Origin of the sequence: Thalassolituus sp. UBA2009, from assembly GCF_002335285.1 — a bacterium.
Classification (GTDB): domain Bacteria; phylum Pseudomonadota; class Gammaproteobacteria; order Pseudomonadales; family Oceanobacteraceae; genus Venatoribacter; species Venatoribacter alkanivorans.
This window is the reverse complement of record NZ_DDCJ01000151.1, coordinates 75048-92959: the sequence shown is the minus strand read 5'-3', so window position 1 is coordinate 92959 and position 17912 is coordinate 75048. Positions and strand designations below refer to the sequence as shown.

General features: G+C 53.7%; 18 protein-coding genes. 10 read left to right on the top strand and 8 right to left on the bottom strand.

The features are described from left to right. Positions 1-26 precede the first annotated feature (26 nt). The 3 genes from B3P58_RS18675 to pomA are packed head-to-tail and all read right to left on the bottom strand — an operon-like array spanning position 27 to position 2346. The gene (locus B3P58_RS18675) at positions 27-584 is read right to left on the bottom strand and encodes a PilZ domain-containing protein (RefSeq protein WP_145470781.1); all 558 of its coding nucleotides are present in this window, start codon (positions 582-584) and stop codon (positions 27-29) included. 17 nt (positions 585-601) lie between these two features. Continuing rightward, positions 602-1582 (bottom strand): flagellar motor protein MotB, encoded by a 981-nt coding sequence (locus B3P58_RS18670; RefSeq protein WP_145470783.1) that lies wholly within the window; start codon positions 1580-1582, stop codon positions 602-604. Between the two features lie 5 nt (positions 1583-1587). Beyond that, positions 1588-2346 carry a flagellar motor protein PomA gene (gene pomA, locus B3P58_RS18665; protein ID WP_145470785.1) on the bottom strand — a complete coding sequence of 253 codons (759 nt, stop codon included), beginning with the start codon at positions 2344-2346 and terminating at the stop codon, positions 1588-1590. Between the two features lie 195 nt (positions 2347-2541). Between pomA and B3P58_RS18660 the strand changes: the two genes are divergently transcribed. From B3P58_RS18660 to B3P58_RS18640, 5 genes are all read left to right on the top strand, one after another. Next, positions 2542-2784, top strand: a complete 243-nt coding sequence (locus B3P58_RS18660) for an exodeoxyribonuclease VII small subunit (RefSeq protein WP_145470787.1) — start codon at positions 2542-2544, stop codon at positions 2782-2784. After that, positions 2784-3686, top strand: coding sequence for a (2E,6E)-farnesyl diphosphate synthase (gene ispA / locus B3P58_RS18655; protein ID WP_286719669.1), 903 nt, complete (start codon positions 2784-2786; stop codon positions 3684-3686). Before B3P58_RS18660 ends, ispA begins: the two co-directional genes overlap by 1 nt. A gap of 209 nt (positions 3687-3895) precedes the next feature. Further along, complete coding sequence (dxs, locus tag B3P58_RS18650) at positions 3896-5776, top strand: 1-deoxy-D-xylulose-5-phosphate synthase (protein WP_286719667.1); 1881 nt, start codon at positions 3896-3898, stop codon at positions 5774-5776. Positions 5777-5855: 79 nt separating this feature from the next. Continuing rightward, complete coding sequence (locus B3P58_RS18645; RefSeq protein ID WP_286719664.1) at positions 5856-7532, top strand: sensor histidine kinase; 1677 nt, start codon at positions 5856-5858, stop codon at positions 7530-7532. Then, positions 7522-8862: an HD domain-containing phosphohydrolase gene (locus B3P58_RS18640; RefSeq protein WP_145470795.1), complete on the top strand. Its 1341-nt coding sequence runs from the start codon at positions 7522-7524 to the stop codon at positions 8860-8862. Before B3P58_RS18645 ends, B3P58_RS18640 begins: the two co-directional genes overlap by 11 nt. Positions 8863-8877: 15 nt before the next feature. Here the strand turns inward: B3P58_RS18640 and ribA are convergent, their stop codons facing one another. Continuing rightward, positions 8878-9534, bottom strand: a complete 657-nt coding sequence (gene ribA, locus B3P58_RS18635) for a GTP cyclohydrolase II (protein WP_145470796.1) — start codon at positions 9532-9534, stop codon at positions 8878-8880. Between the two features lie 247 nt (positions 9535-9781). Here ribA and B3P58_RS18630 point away from each other — a divergent pair, with 247 nt between their 5' ends. The 5 genes from B3P58_RS18630 (at position 9782) to nudC (ending at position 15134) form a co-directional block, all read left to right on the top strand. Next, a complete protein-coding gene (locus B3P58_RS18630; protein WP_145470798.1) occupies positions 9782-10459 on the top strand; it encodes a zinc metallopeptidase in 678 nt (225 codons plus the stop codon). A 65-nt stretch (positions 10460-10524) separates the two neighbouring features. Then, positions 10525-12612 (top strand): ATP-binding protein, encoded by a 2088-nt coding sequence (locus tag B3P58_RS18625; protein WP_286719662.1) that lies wholly within the window; start codon positions 10525-10527, stop codon positions 12610-12612. Continuing rightward, entirely contained in the window at positions 12605-13426 is an 822-nt protein-coding gene (locus B3P58_RS18620) for a mechanosensitive ion channel family protein (RefSeq protein WP_286719659.1), read from the top strand. Before B3P58_RS18625 ends, B3P58_RS18620 begins: the two co-directional genes overlap by 8 nt. Positions 13427-13502: 76 nt before the next feature. Beyond that, positions 13503-14270: a hypothetical protein gene (locus tag B3P58_RS18615; protein WP_286719656.1), complete on the top strand. Its 768-nt coding sequence runs from the start codon at positions 13503-13505 to the stop codon at positions 14268-14270. 27 nt (positions 14271-14297) lie between these two features. After that, positions 14298-15134, top strand: a complete 837-nt coding sequence (gene nudC / locus B3P58_RS18610) for an NAD(+) diphosphatase (RefSeq protein ID WP_286719653.1) — start codon at positions 14298-14300, stop codon at positions 15132-15134. A 35-nt stretch (positions 15135-15169) separates the two neighbouring features. Here nudC and B3P58_RS18605 read toward each other — a convergent pair whose 3' ends face one another. The 4 genes from B3P58_RS18605 to B3P58_RS18590 form a co-directional block, all read right to left on the bottom strand. Further along, positions 15170-15745, bottom strand: a complete 576-nt coding sequence (locus B3P58_RS18605) for a YdeI/OmpD-associated family protein (protein WP_230331180.1) — start codon at positions 15743-15745, stop codon at positions 15170-15172. A gap of 59 nt (positions 15746-15804) precedes the next feature. Further along, a complete protein-coding gene (locus B3P58_RS18600; protein ID WP_286719650.1) occupies positions 15805-16176 on the bottom strand; it encodes a VOC family protein in 372 nt (123 codons plus the stop codon). A gap of 177 nt (positions 16177-16353) precedes the next feature. Beyond that, positions 16354-16866: a phosphatidylglycerophosphatase A family protein gene (locus B3P58_RS18595; RefSeq protein WP_225692428.1), complete on the bottom strand. Its 513-nt coding sequence runs from the start codon at positions 16864-16866 to the stop codon at positions 16354-16356. Between the two features lie 22 nt (positions 16867-16888). Next, positions 16889-17704, bottom strand: coding sequence for a CZB domain-containing protein (locus B3P58_RS18590; RefSeq protein ID WP_286719647.1), 816 nt, complete (start codon positions 17702-17704; stop codon positions 16889-16891). Positions 17705-17912: the final 208 nt, after the last annotated feature.

Genomic DNA, 17912 nt, shown 5'->3' with positions numbered 1-17912 from the left:
CGCCAGGCTGGCCCGGCGCTGGTATTTTATTCGTGATCGCGTTGCTGACGTAAGGTCCGGCTCTGCAGCTGGAACAGGTGCTGAATCAGCAGTTCCTGCTCGGTTTCTTTCAGGCCTTCAAAGTTAACCCGCACCATATAAGGAGCATCGCTTTCACCGCTGTCATCGATAGAAACAATATTACCCGCCAGTGACAGAATGGCATTGGACGGTTTCAGCTGCAGGTTAAACAGCAGGTGGCTGCTGCCGCGCAGGTCGGCGTCGGTGTTAAAGGCCATACCACAGGCGCTGAGGTTGACCCTTACCCGGGCTTCCGTCATCGACAGGTTGAGCTCCGGGTGAGTGGTACTGTTGCCGTTCAGCAGATTGAGTTTGCGGTTCAGTAATTCGAGCACCTGACCAATTGCCGGATGTACCGAACGCACCTGATGAATCAGATTGCCGATATCCTGTTCCAGTTGCTTCAGTTCGCTCTTCTGTTGGCTGTGATTCTCTTTCCAGTGGCTGAATTCATCCTGGGTGATGGCCTGAAAATCCATCACCACCTCATCATCAAGGCGAAAAAAGCGGCGTCTCTCTTCCATTATTTTTATTATCCCAATCAGAATATTTCGTCAGGGCTCAGCTCGAAGTCTTCGGGCCGGGCATTTACCGCATCTTTTACCTGTCCGTCTTCCGGTTGTATTTCCGGAACATCGTCATCGTCATTTTCGTGGGTACGCAGAATCACGATTTCCACCCGGCGGTTACGGGCGCGGGATTCAGCATCGGTATTCGGTACCAGTGGCTGAGTATCGGCATGGCCGACAATCTGAAAACGGCTGGAGTCGAGTTCCGGTGCGACAAACAACTCTTCGGCAAAGGCTGCAGCCCGGGCGGAAGACAGCGTCCAGTTGGAACGGTAGCGGCCACCGGCAACCGGAATATCATCAGTATGTCCCTCAACGGAAATCCGTCCCGGAAGCGTTACCAGTACTTCACGGATTTTATCGATAACCGGCAGGAATTTATCGTCGATATAATCCGAACCTGAGCGGAAAGCGCCGCGCTGCTCGATGCGGATAATAATTTTCTTACCCACGGTTTCGATTTCCAGCTGACCTTGCGCTATTTCGCTTTCCAGTTTGGCTGCCACTTCCATGGCTTCAGCTTCGGTCTTTTTATTTTCAATATCTTCTTTGGGAACCACGACCTCACGGGTTTGCTGCCCCTGATCGCCCTGGCGCTCTTCCTGCTGGGTAACTTCATCCTGACACAACACTTCCAGTGAGCTTTTGGTGATATCGCTGGTTTTTTGCCGCACTTCATTAATAGGCGTCGGCTCCGGAATCGACGGACTGAAATGACGGGCAATAATACTGGTTCCCTTTGGAGGATCACTGACGTTCACAACCGTTTGCACGCCAAAAGCCTCGCGCAGCTCACCGGCCAGGCGTTTAAACTTTAAGGCGTCCATTTCTGAAAATGACAGCAGCAGCACGAAAAAGCACATCAGCAGTGACATCAGATCGGCAAAGGTCATTACCCAACCGGGAATACCGGCCGGACAGGGTGGACATTCCTGCTCTTCTTCAGCGGCCATAATGCTCAATCACCTGATGTGTTGCGTTTGCCTTCCTGAATATAGGCCTGCAACATGGTTTCAATAACGCGTGGATTCTGGCCGCTCTGAATGGCAAGCAGCGCATCAATAATCATAGCTTTCAGCCGGTCTTCTTCGTTTTTACGCAGCGTCAGCTTGTCGGCAATTGGCAGCGACAGCATGGTCGCCATCATTGCGCCATAGAGAGTGGTCAGCAGTGCAACCGCCATGGCCGGGCCGATGGATTTCGGATCGTCCATATTGGCCAGCATGGCAACCAGACCAATCAGTGTACCGATCATGCCCATTGCCGGAGCCACATCACCCAGTGACTTAAAAATAGTGATCCCAATATCGTGGCGTTCGCTGGCCTGCTTCAGTTCTTTATTCATTAAAGTCCGGACAACGTCCGGATCGTGGCCGTCGACCAGCAGCTGAATACCTTTACTGAGAAAGTCATCACTGACTTCTTTGCCTTCCAGAGAGAGCAGACCGCCTTTGCGCGCCATACCGGCCATTTCCACCACTTCTTCAATAATGGCTTCGGGTTTACTGAGCTTGAATGAGAAAGCTTTGGCGGCGACTTTGATGGCACTGAGAAACTGGCCGAGTTCAAACTTCATCATAACGGCGAACATACTGCCAACGATCACAATCAGGATCGAAGGCACGTTCACAAACATACTGATATCGCCGCCCAGAACCATCGCCATAACGACGATGCCAAAGGCGCCGACTACCCCAACTAACGATGCGAGATCCACTGATGCTCCTTGCCACTAAACCATTCACTGCCTCTGAGTTTAGTCAAACATTCGTGATCTTCCTTCGCATTGACGAAATTGTTGGCAGGCTGATTTGTTTGCCGCCATAGGGCAGACAGGGGCCGCCATAAGCGCACAGGTTGACCCGCCGGAGCCTTGGGTTTAGTGTGGCCGCTCTCCGGGAGAGCGCGATATATGACTGGTAAAAATGCCCCTTTTGAATTTGAAGCAGCACTGACTGAGCTTGAGCAATTGGTCGTGCGTATGGAAAACGGCGACCTGTCGCTGGAAGACTCGTTACGTGCCTTTGAGCAGGGCATTGGCCTGACCCGTCAGTGTCAGCAGGCGCTGAGTGCTGCCGAACAACGGGTACAGCTGCTGCTTGAACAAAATGGTCAGAGCGTGGCACAGCCTTTTGCCGCAGGTGAGGAACCCTGATGGCACAGGATTTACAGCCATTGCAGCAACAGCTGCAGAGCGTCCAGCAGCGTCTGGAACAGCAACTGCATCAGCATCTTCAGGCTCTGCAGCTGGCGGATTCGCGCCTGGCGAAGGCCATGACTTATGGCGTGTTAAATGGCGGTAAACGCCTGCGGCCATTTCTTTGCTATGCCGCAGCGCAGGCGCTGGGTGGTAACTGGGAGCAGGCGGATGCTGCGGCTACCGCGCTGGAAATGGTGCACAGCTACAGTCTGGTGCACGACGATCTGCCGGCCATGGATGACGACGATCTGCGCCGTGGTAAGCCAACCTGTCATATTGCTTTTGATGAAGCCACCGCCATTCTGGCCGGTGATGGTCTGCTCACTGCAGCCTTCGAAGTACTGGCCAATGCGCCACAGCAAACGGCAGAGCAACGCCTGACCCTGATTCGTCTGCTGGCACAGGGTTCCGGTGGTGCGGGAATGGTGGCCGGACAAAGCATTGATCTGGGTCATGTCGGCAAGCCGATGACGCTGCCCGAGCTGGAACGCATGCATCGTCACAAAACCGGTGCGCTGATCCGCAGTGCGGTGTTAATGGGCGCTCATGCCGCCTGCGCCGAGGTGGATCAGGCAACCGATCAGGCGTTGGTCCGTTATGCCGATGCTGTCGGTCTGGCCTTTCAGGTACAGGACGATATTCTCGATATTGAAGGTGATACGGTCACTCTGGGCAAAACCCAGGGCGCTGACCTTGCACTGAACAAACCAACCTATCCGGCATTGCTGGGCCTTGATGGTGCGCGGGCCAAAGCCCGTGAGCTGGTGGCCGACGCCCATGCGGCACTGGCTGGTCTGGGTGGTGATACCTCGGTACTGGCGCAGCTGGCCGATTACATCATCAACCGCGATCACTGACCTGCGTTAAATCTTATTCGTGCAGTGCAGGGGAAAAGCGCAGTCTCTGAGCTGTCAGTCCGGGCCATATACGTCACAGTGCTACTCATTACCGTCAACAGCCGTTAGAATGGCAGCCCTTTTGCGGGGCTGCCTTACGGTTTACGGTTCTTATTGTTTCCTGAACATGCCCCTCCCGACGGATACCGCGACCGCGCTGATATAAGCTGATGACATTGACTGAAATTCCGGGCTCCCGCCCCAGTACACCGCTGCTGGACAGCATTGACTCTCCGGCCGACCTGCGTGCGCTGGATGCAGACCTGTTGCCACAGGTGTGTGCTGAGCTGCGTGAGTTTCTGCTCTACAGTGTTGGCCAGTCCGGTGGTCATTTTGCCGCAGGTCTGGGTGTGGTCGAGTTGACGGTTGCCCTGCATCACGCATTTAACACCCCGGAAGATCGTCTGGTCTGGGACGTGGGTCATCAGGCGTATCCGCATAAAATCCTGACCGGCCGCCGCGAGCAGATGCCAAGCATCCGCAGCGCTGAAGGGCCGGCGGCGTTCCCGCTGCGTGAAGAAAGCGAATACGACACCTTTGGCGTGGGCCACTCCAGCACCTCTATCGGTGCGGCCTTAGGTATGGCGCTGGCGTTGCGCGCGCAGCAGAAAGAACAGCAAACCGTGGCCATTATTGGCGATGGCGCCATGAGCGCCGGTATGGCCTTTGAAGCGCTGAATCACGCCGGCCACGTTAAAGCCGATATGCTGGTGATCCTGAACGACAACGATATGTCGATCTCCAACAATGTCGGTGCGCTGAACAAATACTTCACCCGCATCTGGTCGAGCCGTACCTATTCCGCTTTGCGTGAAGGCAGTAAACGGGTGCTGGAGAAGATTCCGGCGGCGTGGGAATTTGCCCGCCGAACCGAAGAGCACATGAAGGGCATGGTCGCGCCCGGCACCTTATTCGAGGAACTGGGCTTTAACTACTATGGCCCGATTGATGGCCATGACCTGGATGAGCTGCTGCTCACCCTGCAGAACCTGAAAAAGCTCAAAGGCCCGCGCTTCCTGCATGTGGTTACCCGTAAAGGCAAAGGTTTTCAGCCGGCCGAAGATGATCCGATCAAATACCATGCGCTGAAAGGCAGCAATGCCGGCGCTGGTGTGAAAATGCCGAGCTATTCCAATGTGTTCGGTAACTGGCTGTGCGATATGGCCGCTGCCGATGAGCGTCTGATGGGTATTACCCCGGCGATGCGTGAAGGTTCCGACCTGATCCGCTTCTCGCAGGAATTTCCTGAGCGTTACTTCGATGTAGCCATTGCCGAACAGCATGCGGTTACTCTGGCAGCCGGTCTGGCCTGTGAAGGGGCCAAGCCGGTGGTGGCGATTTATTCGACCTTCCTGCAGCGCGCTTATGATCAGCTGATTCACGACGTCGCATTGCAGAACCTCGATGTACTCTTTGCCATCGACCGTGCCGGTCTGGTCGGCGAAGACGGCCCGACGCATCACGGTGCCTACGATTTAAGTTACCTGCGCTGCATTCCGAACATGGTGGTGATGACCCCATCAGATGAAAACGAATGCCGCCAGATGCTCTATACCGGCTATCAGCACGAAGGCCCGGCCGCGGTGCGCTATCCGCGTGGCAGCGGCACCGGAGTTGAGCCAACCACAGAGATGCAGGCACTGGCACTGGGTAAGGGCATTATCCGTCGCGAAAGCTCTGCCGCCGCGGGGATGCGTGTTGCCATTCTCGCCTTTGGCGCGCCGTTACGCGAAGCTCAGCTGGTGGCCGCCACTCTGGATGCCAGCGTCGCCGATATGCGTTTTGTTAAACCACTGGATACCGAACTGGTATTACAGCTGGCGGCAGACCATGACCTGCTGGTCACACTGGAAGAAAACGCTGTGATGGGCGGGGCCGGCAGTGCTGTGCTGGAAGCGCTGGCAGCCGCCAATGTGCAGATTCCGGTACTGACTCTGGGCATCCCTGACCGCTATATTGAGCATGCTTCTCCTGCCCAGCAGCAGCGGGATATTGCGCTGGATACCGATAGTCTCCTCAGCAGCATCCGTTCGCGGTTGGCGCAAGGCTGATCTACCTTTAATAACCCCTCGTTTTTCTCCCAGACAGTGCTTTACTGATAGCTTAAGCAATGTCCAGGGAGAGGAACTCATGGCTAAACGTCATGTTCTGCTCAGTCTGCTGATTTCCACCATCATTGGATTTGGAGTCTACGAGCTCAGCGTCCGCGTAGAGCAGCAACGTACTGCCGCTGTTTCCCACGATTTACTGCAGCATGTATACATCCGTTCGCTGCGTGAGTATTACCAGCTGCTGGCAGATGCCGAACAACTGCTGAACGATCATCCGCCAGGTTATGTTGAGCTGCAGCAATACCGGCAGAATTCGCCGCTGGGGCCGTTCATGCTGATCAGTGAGGAAAGCAGTGAAAAGCTGGCCGTTACCGGCGACTGGTTGCTGCATATGTCGCTGCAGGATCTGAAAGCCGATATCACTATTCCCGGCCGTCTGGTCGAGCGTCCCGGTCTGGTGCTGACTCTCCATTCTGCGATGAAAGAGCGCAGCCTGATTGTCCGCCTTGAACTTTATGAATGGTTGCAGCAAATCACCTCCGATATGGGTTATGGCGATATTCCGATACTGGTGATGTACCATGCCCAGCCATTATCCGATCCGGCGCCGCAGCAGCGTCAGCAGATGATGGTATTCAATGATTTTCTGTTACCGGAATTCAGCCTTTATCTCGATCGCAGTCAGATCGAAGGACACTTTTTTCAGACCTATTTGCCATATTCGGCTGCCAGTGCTGCTATGGCGCTGAGCCTGCTGTTACTGATTATTCTGTTTTATCAGTATGGCCGCCGTATGCAGGTCAGCCGGGAGCTTGAAGGCCGTTCAGCCGAGCTGGCAGAAACCAGTCATATTCTGCGTACCCAGATGGCGCTGAATGCGCGCAGCCAGAAAGAACTGCTGAAAAGTAATTATCAGTTGCGCGGTCTGAACCGTGATCTGGAAAACGCCCAGACACGGCTGAAACTCTCGGAGCGGCTGGCCGGGTTGGGAGAGCTGTCGGCCGGTATTGCCCACGAAATTAATAACCCTGTGGCTTATATCAGCAGCAACCTGAAAGAACTGGGCAATGATCTGCAGGCGTTGCTCGATTTTGTCCAGTCCATCGATGAAGCCTCTGACCTTCTGGATATTAAGTCAGATTTCTATCAGGAGCTGCTGCTCGCCTACCAGCGTCTGGATATCCCGCATGTGTCCAGCGTGGCACCTTCTCGCCTGCAGGACTGCATTCGGGGTACCGAACGTGTTACCCAGATTATTGCCGATATGCGTAAGCTGAGCCGTACCCAGTCGCATATGCAATGGTGCCAGCTGAATGATGACGTCAGCAGCATTATCAATATCGCCCGTTCCCGACTGCCCGACAACGTAAACCTGACGGTAGAGCTGATTGATCTGCCGGAAGTGTTCTGTAATCCATCGCAGATTGGCCAGGTCGTACTGAATGTGCTGATCAATGCCATTCAGGCGCTGGAGGGCAGTGGCGGCAATATTTATATCAGTGAAGCACTGGATCAGAATGTGCTGAGTATCAGTATCCGCGATGATGGCCCCGGTATGGAGAACAATGTTGCATCCCGGGTGTTCGAACCCTTTTTTACCACTAAACTGGAAGGAGATGGCACCGGTCTAGGGCTGGCGCTGTGCTACAAACTGATGCAGGAACATCAGGGAGGGATTGAGCTTGAGACCGCTCCCGGTAAAGGCGCTTGTTTTACCCTGATTCTGCCGATCGGAGAAAAGAACCATGCTGAGTGACAACGTCCAGACTCTGGTACGGGAAAAACACGGCCGCTTACTGATCGTGGATGATGAAGAAGCCGTGCTGCAGGCACTGAAACGCTTATTTCATCGTCACTACGATGTCGTGCTGGTTACCAGCGGAGCCGCCGCTGTGGAGCTGCTGCAGCAGGAAGAGTTTGATCTGATCATTTCCGATATGCGCATGCCGGGCATGAGTGGGGCTGAACTGCTGAAGCATTGCTTTGAACAGTATCCGGAGATGATCCGTATTCTGCTGACGGGTTACTCCGACCTGGAGTCTGCTATCAAGGCGGTTAACGAAGGCAATATCTATCGTTATATCTCCAAACCCTGGGATAACGATCAGCTGCGCAATATTGTGGCTGAAGCGCTGGATACCCGTGAGCTCAAAGCCGCCAATATTAAGCTGAATGCGCATATTACCGAGCAGAATGCCGAACTGGCGCGCCTGAACCGTGAGCTGCAGGATAAATACCAGCAGAAATCCGATCAGGTCGGCGAGGCCGAGGCCAAGCTGAGTGACGCTTACCGCACGTTGCGGCAGGAGTTTAACAGCATGGTGCACATTCTGGTTGGCATCATGGAGGCACGTAATGGTGAAGAAAAAGGCAGCAGCGAGCGTCAGGCGCGGCTGGCCAAATTATTTGCTGAGTTTTCCGGTCTCGACGGGCAATCCATTCAGGACGTTTATTACGCCGCTCTGCTGAAGAATATCGGTAAGGTATCGCTGCCGGACAGTGTGCTGGGCAAGGCACTGACCCAGATGAGTGCCAACGAAAAATACGAATATGCCCACTTCACCATTAATGGCCAGACCAGCCTGATGCTGCTGGAACCTTTACAGAATGTCGCCAATATCATCCGCTCACATATGGAGCTGTATAACGGCAAAGGCTTTCCCGACAAGCTGAGTGGCAATGCCATCCCCAAAGAGGCGCGCATACTGCGTATCGTCAGCGACTATGTTGAGCTGCAGCGCGAACATAACTTTCTCGGCGAAACCCTGGATGAAGAAACCGCCAGAGCCTATCTGCTGAAAATGGCCGGGCAGCGTTACGACCGCGAGCTGGTGGATGTCTTTATGACGGTGCTGGATGACTTTGAAGAAGGTGTGGTGCCGAATCTGGAGCGTATCAACATCAAAGAGGCGCGCGTTGGTATGATTCTGGCCGGCAATCTGGTCAGTCCGGCGGGGGTGGTTCTGCTGTCAGAAGGAACACAGCTGACGGAGCGTCATGTGGCCAAACTGCAGGCCATGGAGCGGCAGTTCGAGGGCCATGAAATCAAACTGCACGTGCGGCGGGAATCCGCCGCGAAAAAGTAAGCAACAGGCCGTTACTTACTTCTCAGTGTCGTCGCTGCTGCCCGGAATATCATCATCCTGATGAGTGACAATACCGGCCGCCGATTGCGGCAGATAATGCCCCAGCTTGCTGGCTTTGGTGTTCAGATAGCCATCGTTATGCGGGTTGCGTCCCACCTGTAACGATACCCGCTCAACCACATCAACCCCGGCTTCGCTCAGTGCTTTTACCTTGCGGGGGTTATTGGTCATCAGACGGATAGCGTGAATTCCCAGGTGATCGAGCATTGGCCGGCACATGCTGTAGTCACGCATATCGGCGCCAAAGCCCAGCTGTTCGTTGGCCTCAACGGTGTCTGCTCCCTGATCCTGCAGGTTATAGGCACGGATCTTATTCAGCAGGCCAATGCCACGGCCTTCCTGACGCAGGTACAACACCACACCACGGCCGGCTTCGGCTACAGCGCGCAGCGCTTCTTCCAGCTGGTAGCCACAGTCACAGCGCATACTGAACAGCGCATCGCCGGTCAGACATTCAGAATGTGCCCGTGCCAGTACCGGCTCGCCATTGGCGATATCGCCCATGGACAGAGCTACGTGCTCTTTGCCGTTGCTGCTGTCTTCAAAGCCATGCATGGTGAAGACACCGAACGGTGTCGGTAATTTGGACGAAGCAATGAATGTGATACTCAATGGGAGTACTCCTGGGTAAAACAGGGCGCGTATTCTAACAGTCTGACACTGCCCTGCCTAATGCGATGTCGCCAAAGACCGGCGGCTTGTTATCCACTGTGGCTTTGTTGTTGCCGTGGCGATTGTGCATCAATGCCCCCGGGAGCAGGCGGAATACAGGGAAAAGTGCAGTAGAATTGCACCATCAGAACGTCACTGGCGGCGTTATTTTTCTCTCAGCGAACAATGAATACAGGAAACCGACCCAATGATCTGGCTGCTGTTGGCCTTGTTAGTACTCGCGATTCTTATTTTACCCGGCGTATGGGTGCAGCATGTGCTGAAAAAGCACAGTGCTCCGCGCAATGATTACCCGGGTAACGGTGGCGATATGGCGCGTCACCTGCTGGCCAAACTGGAGCTGAATGATGTGCAGGTGGAAGCCACCGATCAGGGGGATCACTATGATCCACGCAGCAAAACGGTACGTCTGACCAGCGATAAACTGGACGGCAAAAGTCTCACCGCGGTAGTGGTCGCAGCCCACGAAGTCGGCCATGCACTGCAGCATGCGCGTAAAGAAACCCTGTTTCAGAGCCGCACCGGCTTTGCCGTGCTGGCCTACTGGATGCAGCGTATCGCTCCATTGGCGCTGCTGCTGGCGCCGTTTCTGGCGGTGGTTGCCCCTGTTGCCTCGCGTTTTGCCCTGGTTGTGGCGGTTGGAGCCATGCTGATCGGCACTCTGGTGCATATTGTTACTTTACCGGTGGAGTGGGATGCCAGCTTCGGTAAAGCGCTGCCATTGCTGCGCGAAGGAGAGTATCTGGACGAGCGCGATATGAAAGCCGCGCACAGCATTCTGACGGCAGCGGCTTTAACCTATGTTGCCGCTTCGCTGGTCAGCCTGCTGAATATTGGTCGCTGGCTGCGCTTATTGCGGCGCTGATATTGTGCTGCCTTTTCGTTTAGGGCCTGTTAACGTGCACGCATGGACACCGTAGTGAGTGAAGGATGAACCTGTCTCAATATTCCAGCCGCCGTTATTTCCTGTTACTGCTGGCACCGTTTCTGGCAGTACTGTTGCTGGCGCCTGCCGTTCATGCGGCTTTGCCCGGAATCGACTGGCCCGGATTGGCAATGATGCTGCGTGCAGAATGGCAGCAATTGCACACCACCTTAAATAATGTTGTCAGCGCCTGGGACAGTCTGCTGCATGGCATTCCCGAAGGTCAGCGCACACAGGTAATTATGAACAGCGGTGCACCGCTGCTGCTGGTTTTTCCCCTGCGCTGGCTGGCCAAACTATTTGCCAGCTGGACTGCCAGTATTTTAGCGGCACTGCATAACCGTCTGATTGGTGGCGGTATTCATCATCAGGGACTGCGTGCGATTACCCGGTTTATCAGTGGTATTACACCACTGCTGCCCTGGGTGCTGCTGCTATGGCTCAGCACGTTGCTGCCGCCTATGCAGCAAGAAACCGCCGGAGTAGGAGGCGCACTGCCTCTGCTGATGCAGGTTTATATTCTGTATGTGTTGCTGAAACTGGCTTCGGAGTGGTTTCTGTTCAGTGTTTGTCAGGGCGCTGGCAGTTATTTAAATGCTGACAGCACCGCGCTGCTGGAGCAGCGTGCCCGTTCATCGACTTCCTGGTTGCTGTTGCCCTGGGCGCTGATTGCGCTGGCCGATTATCTGTTTCACCGTTCGATGATCAGTCAAATGGTGGGTGGTTTTGTCTGGCTGTTCAGCTGGGTGGTTATCAGCTACCTGCTGCATTTTTACCGCGAAGAATTAATACAGAATCTTAAGCGTCTGTTGCCCGAACAGATGGACCCTCTGATTGAAAAAGCCGGTCATGGGCGCTTTATGAATCTGATTCTGCCGCTGTGGATTCCTTTTAATCTGCTGCTGTTCCTGCAGGCATTTATTGCCCAGTTGCTGGTGGAATTTACCTGGTATCAGAAGCTGAATGCACGCTGGTTCCGTATGAAAAATACGGTGGCTGATAACGGCGAAGAAGATGATCAGGGTGAATGTACCGATGACAATTATCTGCGCTGGTTTAATGCCGGCAATGACTGGGATTATCCGATTATCGATACCGGTCTAAGTGCTGCTATCCGCAAGAATTTTGATGCCTGGGACGCCGAACGCAGCGACGATAACGTTATGCTGATTACCGGCGAGCCGGGTATCGGTAAAAAATCGGCGGCCAAACGTTTTGCCAATGCCCTGCAGAATGAAAACAGGGAGGTGCAGATCCGGCAGCTGGACGTGCCGGCAAAAACCACGAATGCCGCCGACATTTATCACCTGATAGGTGACGCGCTGGAAATAGATTTAAGTGCCGGCCCGGCAGCACTGGCAGCCCAGGATGAACAGCTGCAACCAACGCTGATTATTCTCAATAATGCTGAAAACTCATTCCTTGCCGACGTAGGTTGCCTGGATGGCTGGCGCACACTGCTCAGCCTGACCAATACCCGCGTACAGAATATTTACTGGCTGATTGTTATTAATAATCAGAGCTGGGCTTATCTGTGCAATGTGTTTGGCCGTGATTATCAGATGCGTAATGTGGTCCGGGTAAAACGCTGGACGCAGGCAGAAATCCGTTCGCTGATTTTGTCGCGCAACCAGAAGAGCGGTTATCGCCTGCAATACGATGATGTGCTGATTGATCCGCGCTCGCCGGTTGCCGGTGCGCTGCGCAATGCCGAGCAACGTTATTTCAGCCTGCTGTGGGATGCCTGTCACGGTATTCCGGTCACGGCGCTGATGCTATGGAAAGAGTCGGTCAGTACCCAGCGTGGTGTGGCTACAGCCAGCATTCCACGTTTGCCTGCCAGCATCGGCTTTGAAAAATCCGGGCCGCGCATGCTGTTTATTTTTGCGGCCATTGTAACCCACGGCAATCTGACTACGGCCGAACTGGTACGGGTAACCAATACCGCAGAAAACATTGTACGCTTTGCTCTTAAAACTGGGCTGGAAGCCGGTATGATTGAAAAAGGCAATGATGGTCGCTACGGCATTACCGCGCTTTGGTATCACACCGTGGTGAGCACTCTGAACAGGATGAATATGCTGAATGAATGAAACCAACGGTCTGGTCGATGGCCTGCTCAGCATCGCCGGTATTTTTAATCTATATGCGATTTTCTGGCTGATTATCGGTGGCTTTGCGCTGTGGGGTGGCGCTCAGGGATTAAATAACCTCAGCCAGCGGTTGATGGAAAAAATTCCCGCCCGGCGTTTTTTAATTCTGCAGATTTCCACGCTGCTGACGTTTGCGCTGTATATCTTCGGTACCGTTGGCTTATTTATTGCCGTGCTGCAACCGCCGAAAGAACTGCTTTTTGCCGCCGCCGGTTCCGTGGCTGTTGCACTGGGTTTTGCCTTAAAAGATATTGCTGCATCGCTGGTGGCCGGTATTCTGCTGCTGTTTGACCGCCCGTTCCGTGTTGGTGACCGCGTCAGCTTTGGCGATACCTATGGCGAGATTGTTTCTATTGGTCTGCGTACCGTGCGGCTGGTGACACTGGACGATAATCTGGTCACTATTCCCAACTCGCGTTTTATTACCGATGTTGTCGCCTCCGGTAATGCCGGTGAGCTGGACATGATGGTGGTGACTGATTTTCATCTGGCCCTCAATGCCGATCTGGCTGAAGCACAAAAGTTAATCGAAGAAGTGGTGGTGACCAGCCGTTACGCCTACCTGAAAAAACCTGTGGCTTTTACTCTGGAAGAAGTTGAAATAGCTCATGTGCTTGCCATCCGTCTGCGGGTAAAAGCCTACGTGCTTGATGTGCGTTACGAAAAAGCCTTTCAGTCGGATATCGTTCTGCGTGGCACAGCGCTGCTGGCACAACATGATATTGCGCGTCCTAAACCGCTGCAGGCTTTATAGTGGTTTAGTGTTTCTGGCCTGAGGTAACAATTGATATGATGCTGCCTTCAGGAATTCTCACCAGGGACATAAAAAAATGAACATTCTCTCTCTGCTTAAAATGCCGTTTATTGCCAGTGTTGTACTGCTCAGTGGTTGTATCGACGGCTTTGAAAAACATCTGCAGGACGCCATCAGCCTGTATGGCGAGCGCAAAGGGCAATACAGTGAACAAACTAATGGCGCCACCGATGCTTTGTTTGACCGCTTGATTCTGACAGAAACCCTGTTGCTGCCGGTTGCCAAAACTTATGATGCGCGCGCTTATCCGTTTACCGAACAGGGCATTGCGATTATTCAGAACGACTTTGTGGCGATGGATGATAACCGTGGCTTTGATTACCCGTTACCGCCCGCTGCAGAGCTGACCGCAGAACTGGAGCAACAGGCGCAGGATATTATTCAGTCATTATTTACCATCGACGGCCAGGATGCGTTCGCCGTCAGTGATACCGTCAACAGCGTATTGCGCAGCATTGCTGCGTTTGAACACCGGCATAATGTTTACCTGCCGATGAGTAAACATCTGATTGAATCGCTGGGCTATGGTGCGCTGCACAGTCTGTATTATCGCTGCGACAGCAACAATAAAACCTATCGGCTGGGACAGGATCTGATGGCGCTGCAACTGCTGGCGATTAAAATCGGTAACCCGCTGGATTACGATCGCGATGCTAATATATTTCATCAGCAGCGTGTCGGCGTACTGCTGAATGATTTGCCTCATATTCCTTTTTTGCAGGAATACGACCAATACATAATGAACGACAAAGACCGCCTGCAGCATTGCCTGCAAGCGTTTTAAGTCCGGATTGATCGACGGAAAACGGTTATGACCATCGAATTTATTTACCACCCCGCCATCGTGCCAGGCGAAGACAGCCCGAAAACTCTCAGCCTGTATTTTCTTGGCGAGCGCTTGCTGCTGAAGCCAGAGGTGATGAACAATGCAGAGCAAGTCATGCCGTGGACAACCGATTCCGTTGAACAGGACCCACGGCTGGAGTTATTGCTCGGCAGTGTTAATGGTGTGCCGCTGCGGGTGGTTGGTCTGGCCGATATTCCGCCGGGATTTGAAGAGGTGGCATTGCGCGATTATCTGCTCGCCGCCAGCGACGATATTTTCCGTGTGGTAAATGCTGCCGCACAGTTACGTTACTGGCGCAGCACGCAGAACTTCTGCAGCCGCTGCGGCACGCTGCTGAAGCCTATTGTGAATGACCGTGCACTGGTTTGCCCGGCATGCAGCTATCGTTCTTATCCGAAAATATCCCCGTGTGTCATTGGCGTTGTGCGCAAAGGACGGACATTATTGCTCGCTCACTCCAACCGCCACCGCACCGCCATGTATTCCTGTCTTGCCGGTTTTATTGAAGCCGGCGAAACCGCCGAGGAAGCACTGGCACGGGAAATATTTGAAGAAGCCGGAGTTCAGATTAAAAATCCGCGCTACCTCGTCTCGCAGGCATGGCCATTCCCGCACCAGTTAATGCTCGGTTATTTATGCGACTACGACAGTGGTGAACTGAATATCGACACCACTGAACTGGAAAGTGCCGACTGGTTTGATATCGACAACCTGCCGCAACTCCCGGCGCCACAGACCGTGGCGCGTAAATTAATTGAAGCGGCGGTGGAGCTGATTAAAGAAGACGAGGGAAGTTGCTGATTACTGCAGATAGGAGCAATGGTTGTTGCGGATAACTACTGTGGTTTTTCTCCGTTAATCAGCATCGTCAGGAATTTTTCAAATCTTGCCTGTCGGGTTTCGGGCTTTTTTGCCTCTGCCAGACGGAAAGCTATCAGGGTGCGGCTTGATTTGGGCAGCGTTGCAAAAAACTGCTTTGCCTCTGGTCTGCTTTCCAGCGCCTGCAGAAAGTCGGCGGGAACTTCCATATCGCTGACGCAATAGGCTTTTTCCCAACGGCCATCCGCTTTGGCTGCGTGTACGTGCATCAGGCCGGGTTCCTGCATCCGGCCTTCTGCTATTAAGCGTTCTATATGTTCAGTATTTTTCTTCGACCAGATACTGCGCGGGCCTCTTGGCGTAATCCGCTGCAGATAAGCCTGTTCATCAAGAGATTTGCGGATACCGTCAATCCAGCCCCAGCACAGAACTTCTGATACAACATCTTCCCAGACAACGCTGGGAATACCTGTGTTTTTCTTAAAAATCTTCACCCACAATTCACGCTCAACCGCGTGGTTCTGCCTGAGCCACAGGCCAAGTTCTTCAGCCGTGGCAAAGGCAATGATTTTCTGTGGATCGGGGACAGGCATAAGGCTGGAGCCTCCTCAGTCAGAACAGCGACTGGCGTTCTCAGTCATCGCCAGCGTGATTACATATTTTTTGCACCAAAGGCTATTTTGTTGTTATCCAGATCACGCACATAAGCCGAGAAACGCGGCCCTCTCTGGCCGGGTTTGCCTTCACAGCTTCCGCCTAATTCAATGGCTTTGTTATACAGACGGGTAACTTCATCCTCAGAATCAAGGCTGAAACCCAGCATTGTGCCATTGCCATTGGTCGCTGTGTTTTGATCAAAAGGAATTGCCACGGCAAAGGCTCCGTCGTCATCCTCACCCTGCCAGAATGTCATACGCTCGGTCGCAAAGGTCTGGCGCATTTCCGTATTTTCGAACAATGCATCATAGAACTTAACCGCTGCTTCCATATTGTTGGTGCCAAACACAAAGTAATTCATCTTCATTATGGTTCTCCTTCAGAAAGCAGCGAGGATAGCGGCGGCTGGTGACAGAAAGCGTCAGCAGTATTGATATCACAATACTTCGCCGACATGGCAACGAGCCGCAGGCATGGCCAGCTCCTGCGACATGTGTTGCTTCAACGGCTTTGCAGCATATTAATGTGCCAGCAGGCTGGCGAATTATCCCAGCGCCAGTACCGTTCCCTGCAATACCAGCAAGCCAAAAATTCCGGCAATCACATCGTCAATCATAATGCCGAAACCGCCATGGACTTTGGCATCCAGCCATTTAATCGGCCAGGGTTTGAGGATGTCGAAAAAGCGGAACAGTACAAAGCCGTACAGCAACCAGCCAAAGTCGGTGAGCACATCGCCGCTGTGCGGCAACCAGAGCAGTGTTATCCACACACCAATCCATTCGTCCCAGACAATGCCGCCGTGGTCATGCACGCCGAGGTCGCGCGAGGTGATTTCGCACAGTACGACGCCTAAAGCAAAACCGGCAATCAGAATGCCCAGATACGGCAGCGTTGGCATGCCCTGCAATAAAAAATACCAGACGGGTAATGCTGCCAGAGTACCAAAGGTGCCGGGTGCTTTTGGTGCCAGGCCGGAGCCTAAACCGAAAGCCAGCAGGTGAATGGGGTTTTTAAGATTGGGGCGTACAGCAGACTGGTTGACTGAGTTACTCACAGGGTTCTCCGGCTGACCTGTTTCAGGCCAGCAGCTGACCCTCTTTAATAGCGGTGGATGATAGCAGCCGGGCGGGATTAATTTCCATGATGGTCACTTCATTACCGGCGATGCGGATGCCTTTCAGCCAGCCACGGGCAAAGGGCGGCATATAGTCCTGCTGCTCTTTTTCCAGCTGTGCGGCGCTGCAACTGAACACTTCGCCGACGTCATCGACACGCAGACCGAGGGTTTGCTGTTCACTGCTCTGCAGCATGATTACGGTTGGGCGGATGCTGCTGCGTACCATGTTCGACGCCTCGGCAAACAGGTCGCGCAGGCGTTGCAGCGTACTGCTGCCCTGATGACTCAGAATGTTCAGGGCTTCTTCGGCCTGATCGTTATCACGCAGGGCGAGCAGCTGATCAGCGAGGGCGTGAATACGTTTATGCGGTTCGTCAAAGCTGCGCAGTACATGCTGCAACTGGCTGTCGTCGGTGCGGAAGTTGTCGTACCACTGGCCGAATTTGCATTGGTGCGGGTCGCGCGCCAGATCAAAGCTGCCGCCATGCTGCAGGCAGTCTTTTAAGGTGTTAAGCCAGAGTACATGGTCCTGCTCACGGGCCTGCAATAACTCAAGTAATTCACGGCTTTTGCTGCGTTCGGATGGCTGATTGAGCAGACGTGCCAGCGACAGAATAATGCAGGCCTGGCCTTCAAATTCCACCATATCGAATTGCTGGCCTTTACCGGTGGCAACCTGCGTGGGCGTCAGAGCACTTTCGGCGGCAATAAAACGCACGCTTTCAATGGGAACGGCAAAGTGCTGGCGGGCGTGACGGAAGCTGAGGTATTCCATGGCGGGTCCTTGCGCGGGCATTGGGTTAGGGCCTGTTAACACTAATTAAACAGGCCTGTTATTGGCTAAAAATTCCTCAGGTAAGGCGCTGAGAGTGTGGCCTAACGGGTTCAGCGAGCGAACAGCAACGCAGGATGAGGGATTTTTAGCCATAACCCTTCGGGCTGAGGCCCGTTTTCCCCACTAACATCGTCGTTCGTCATTCATT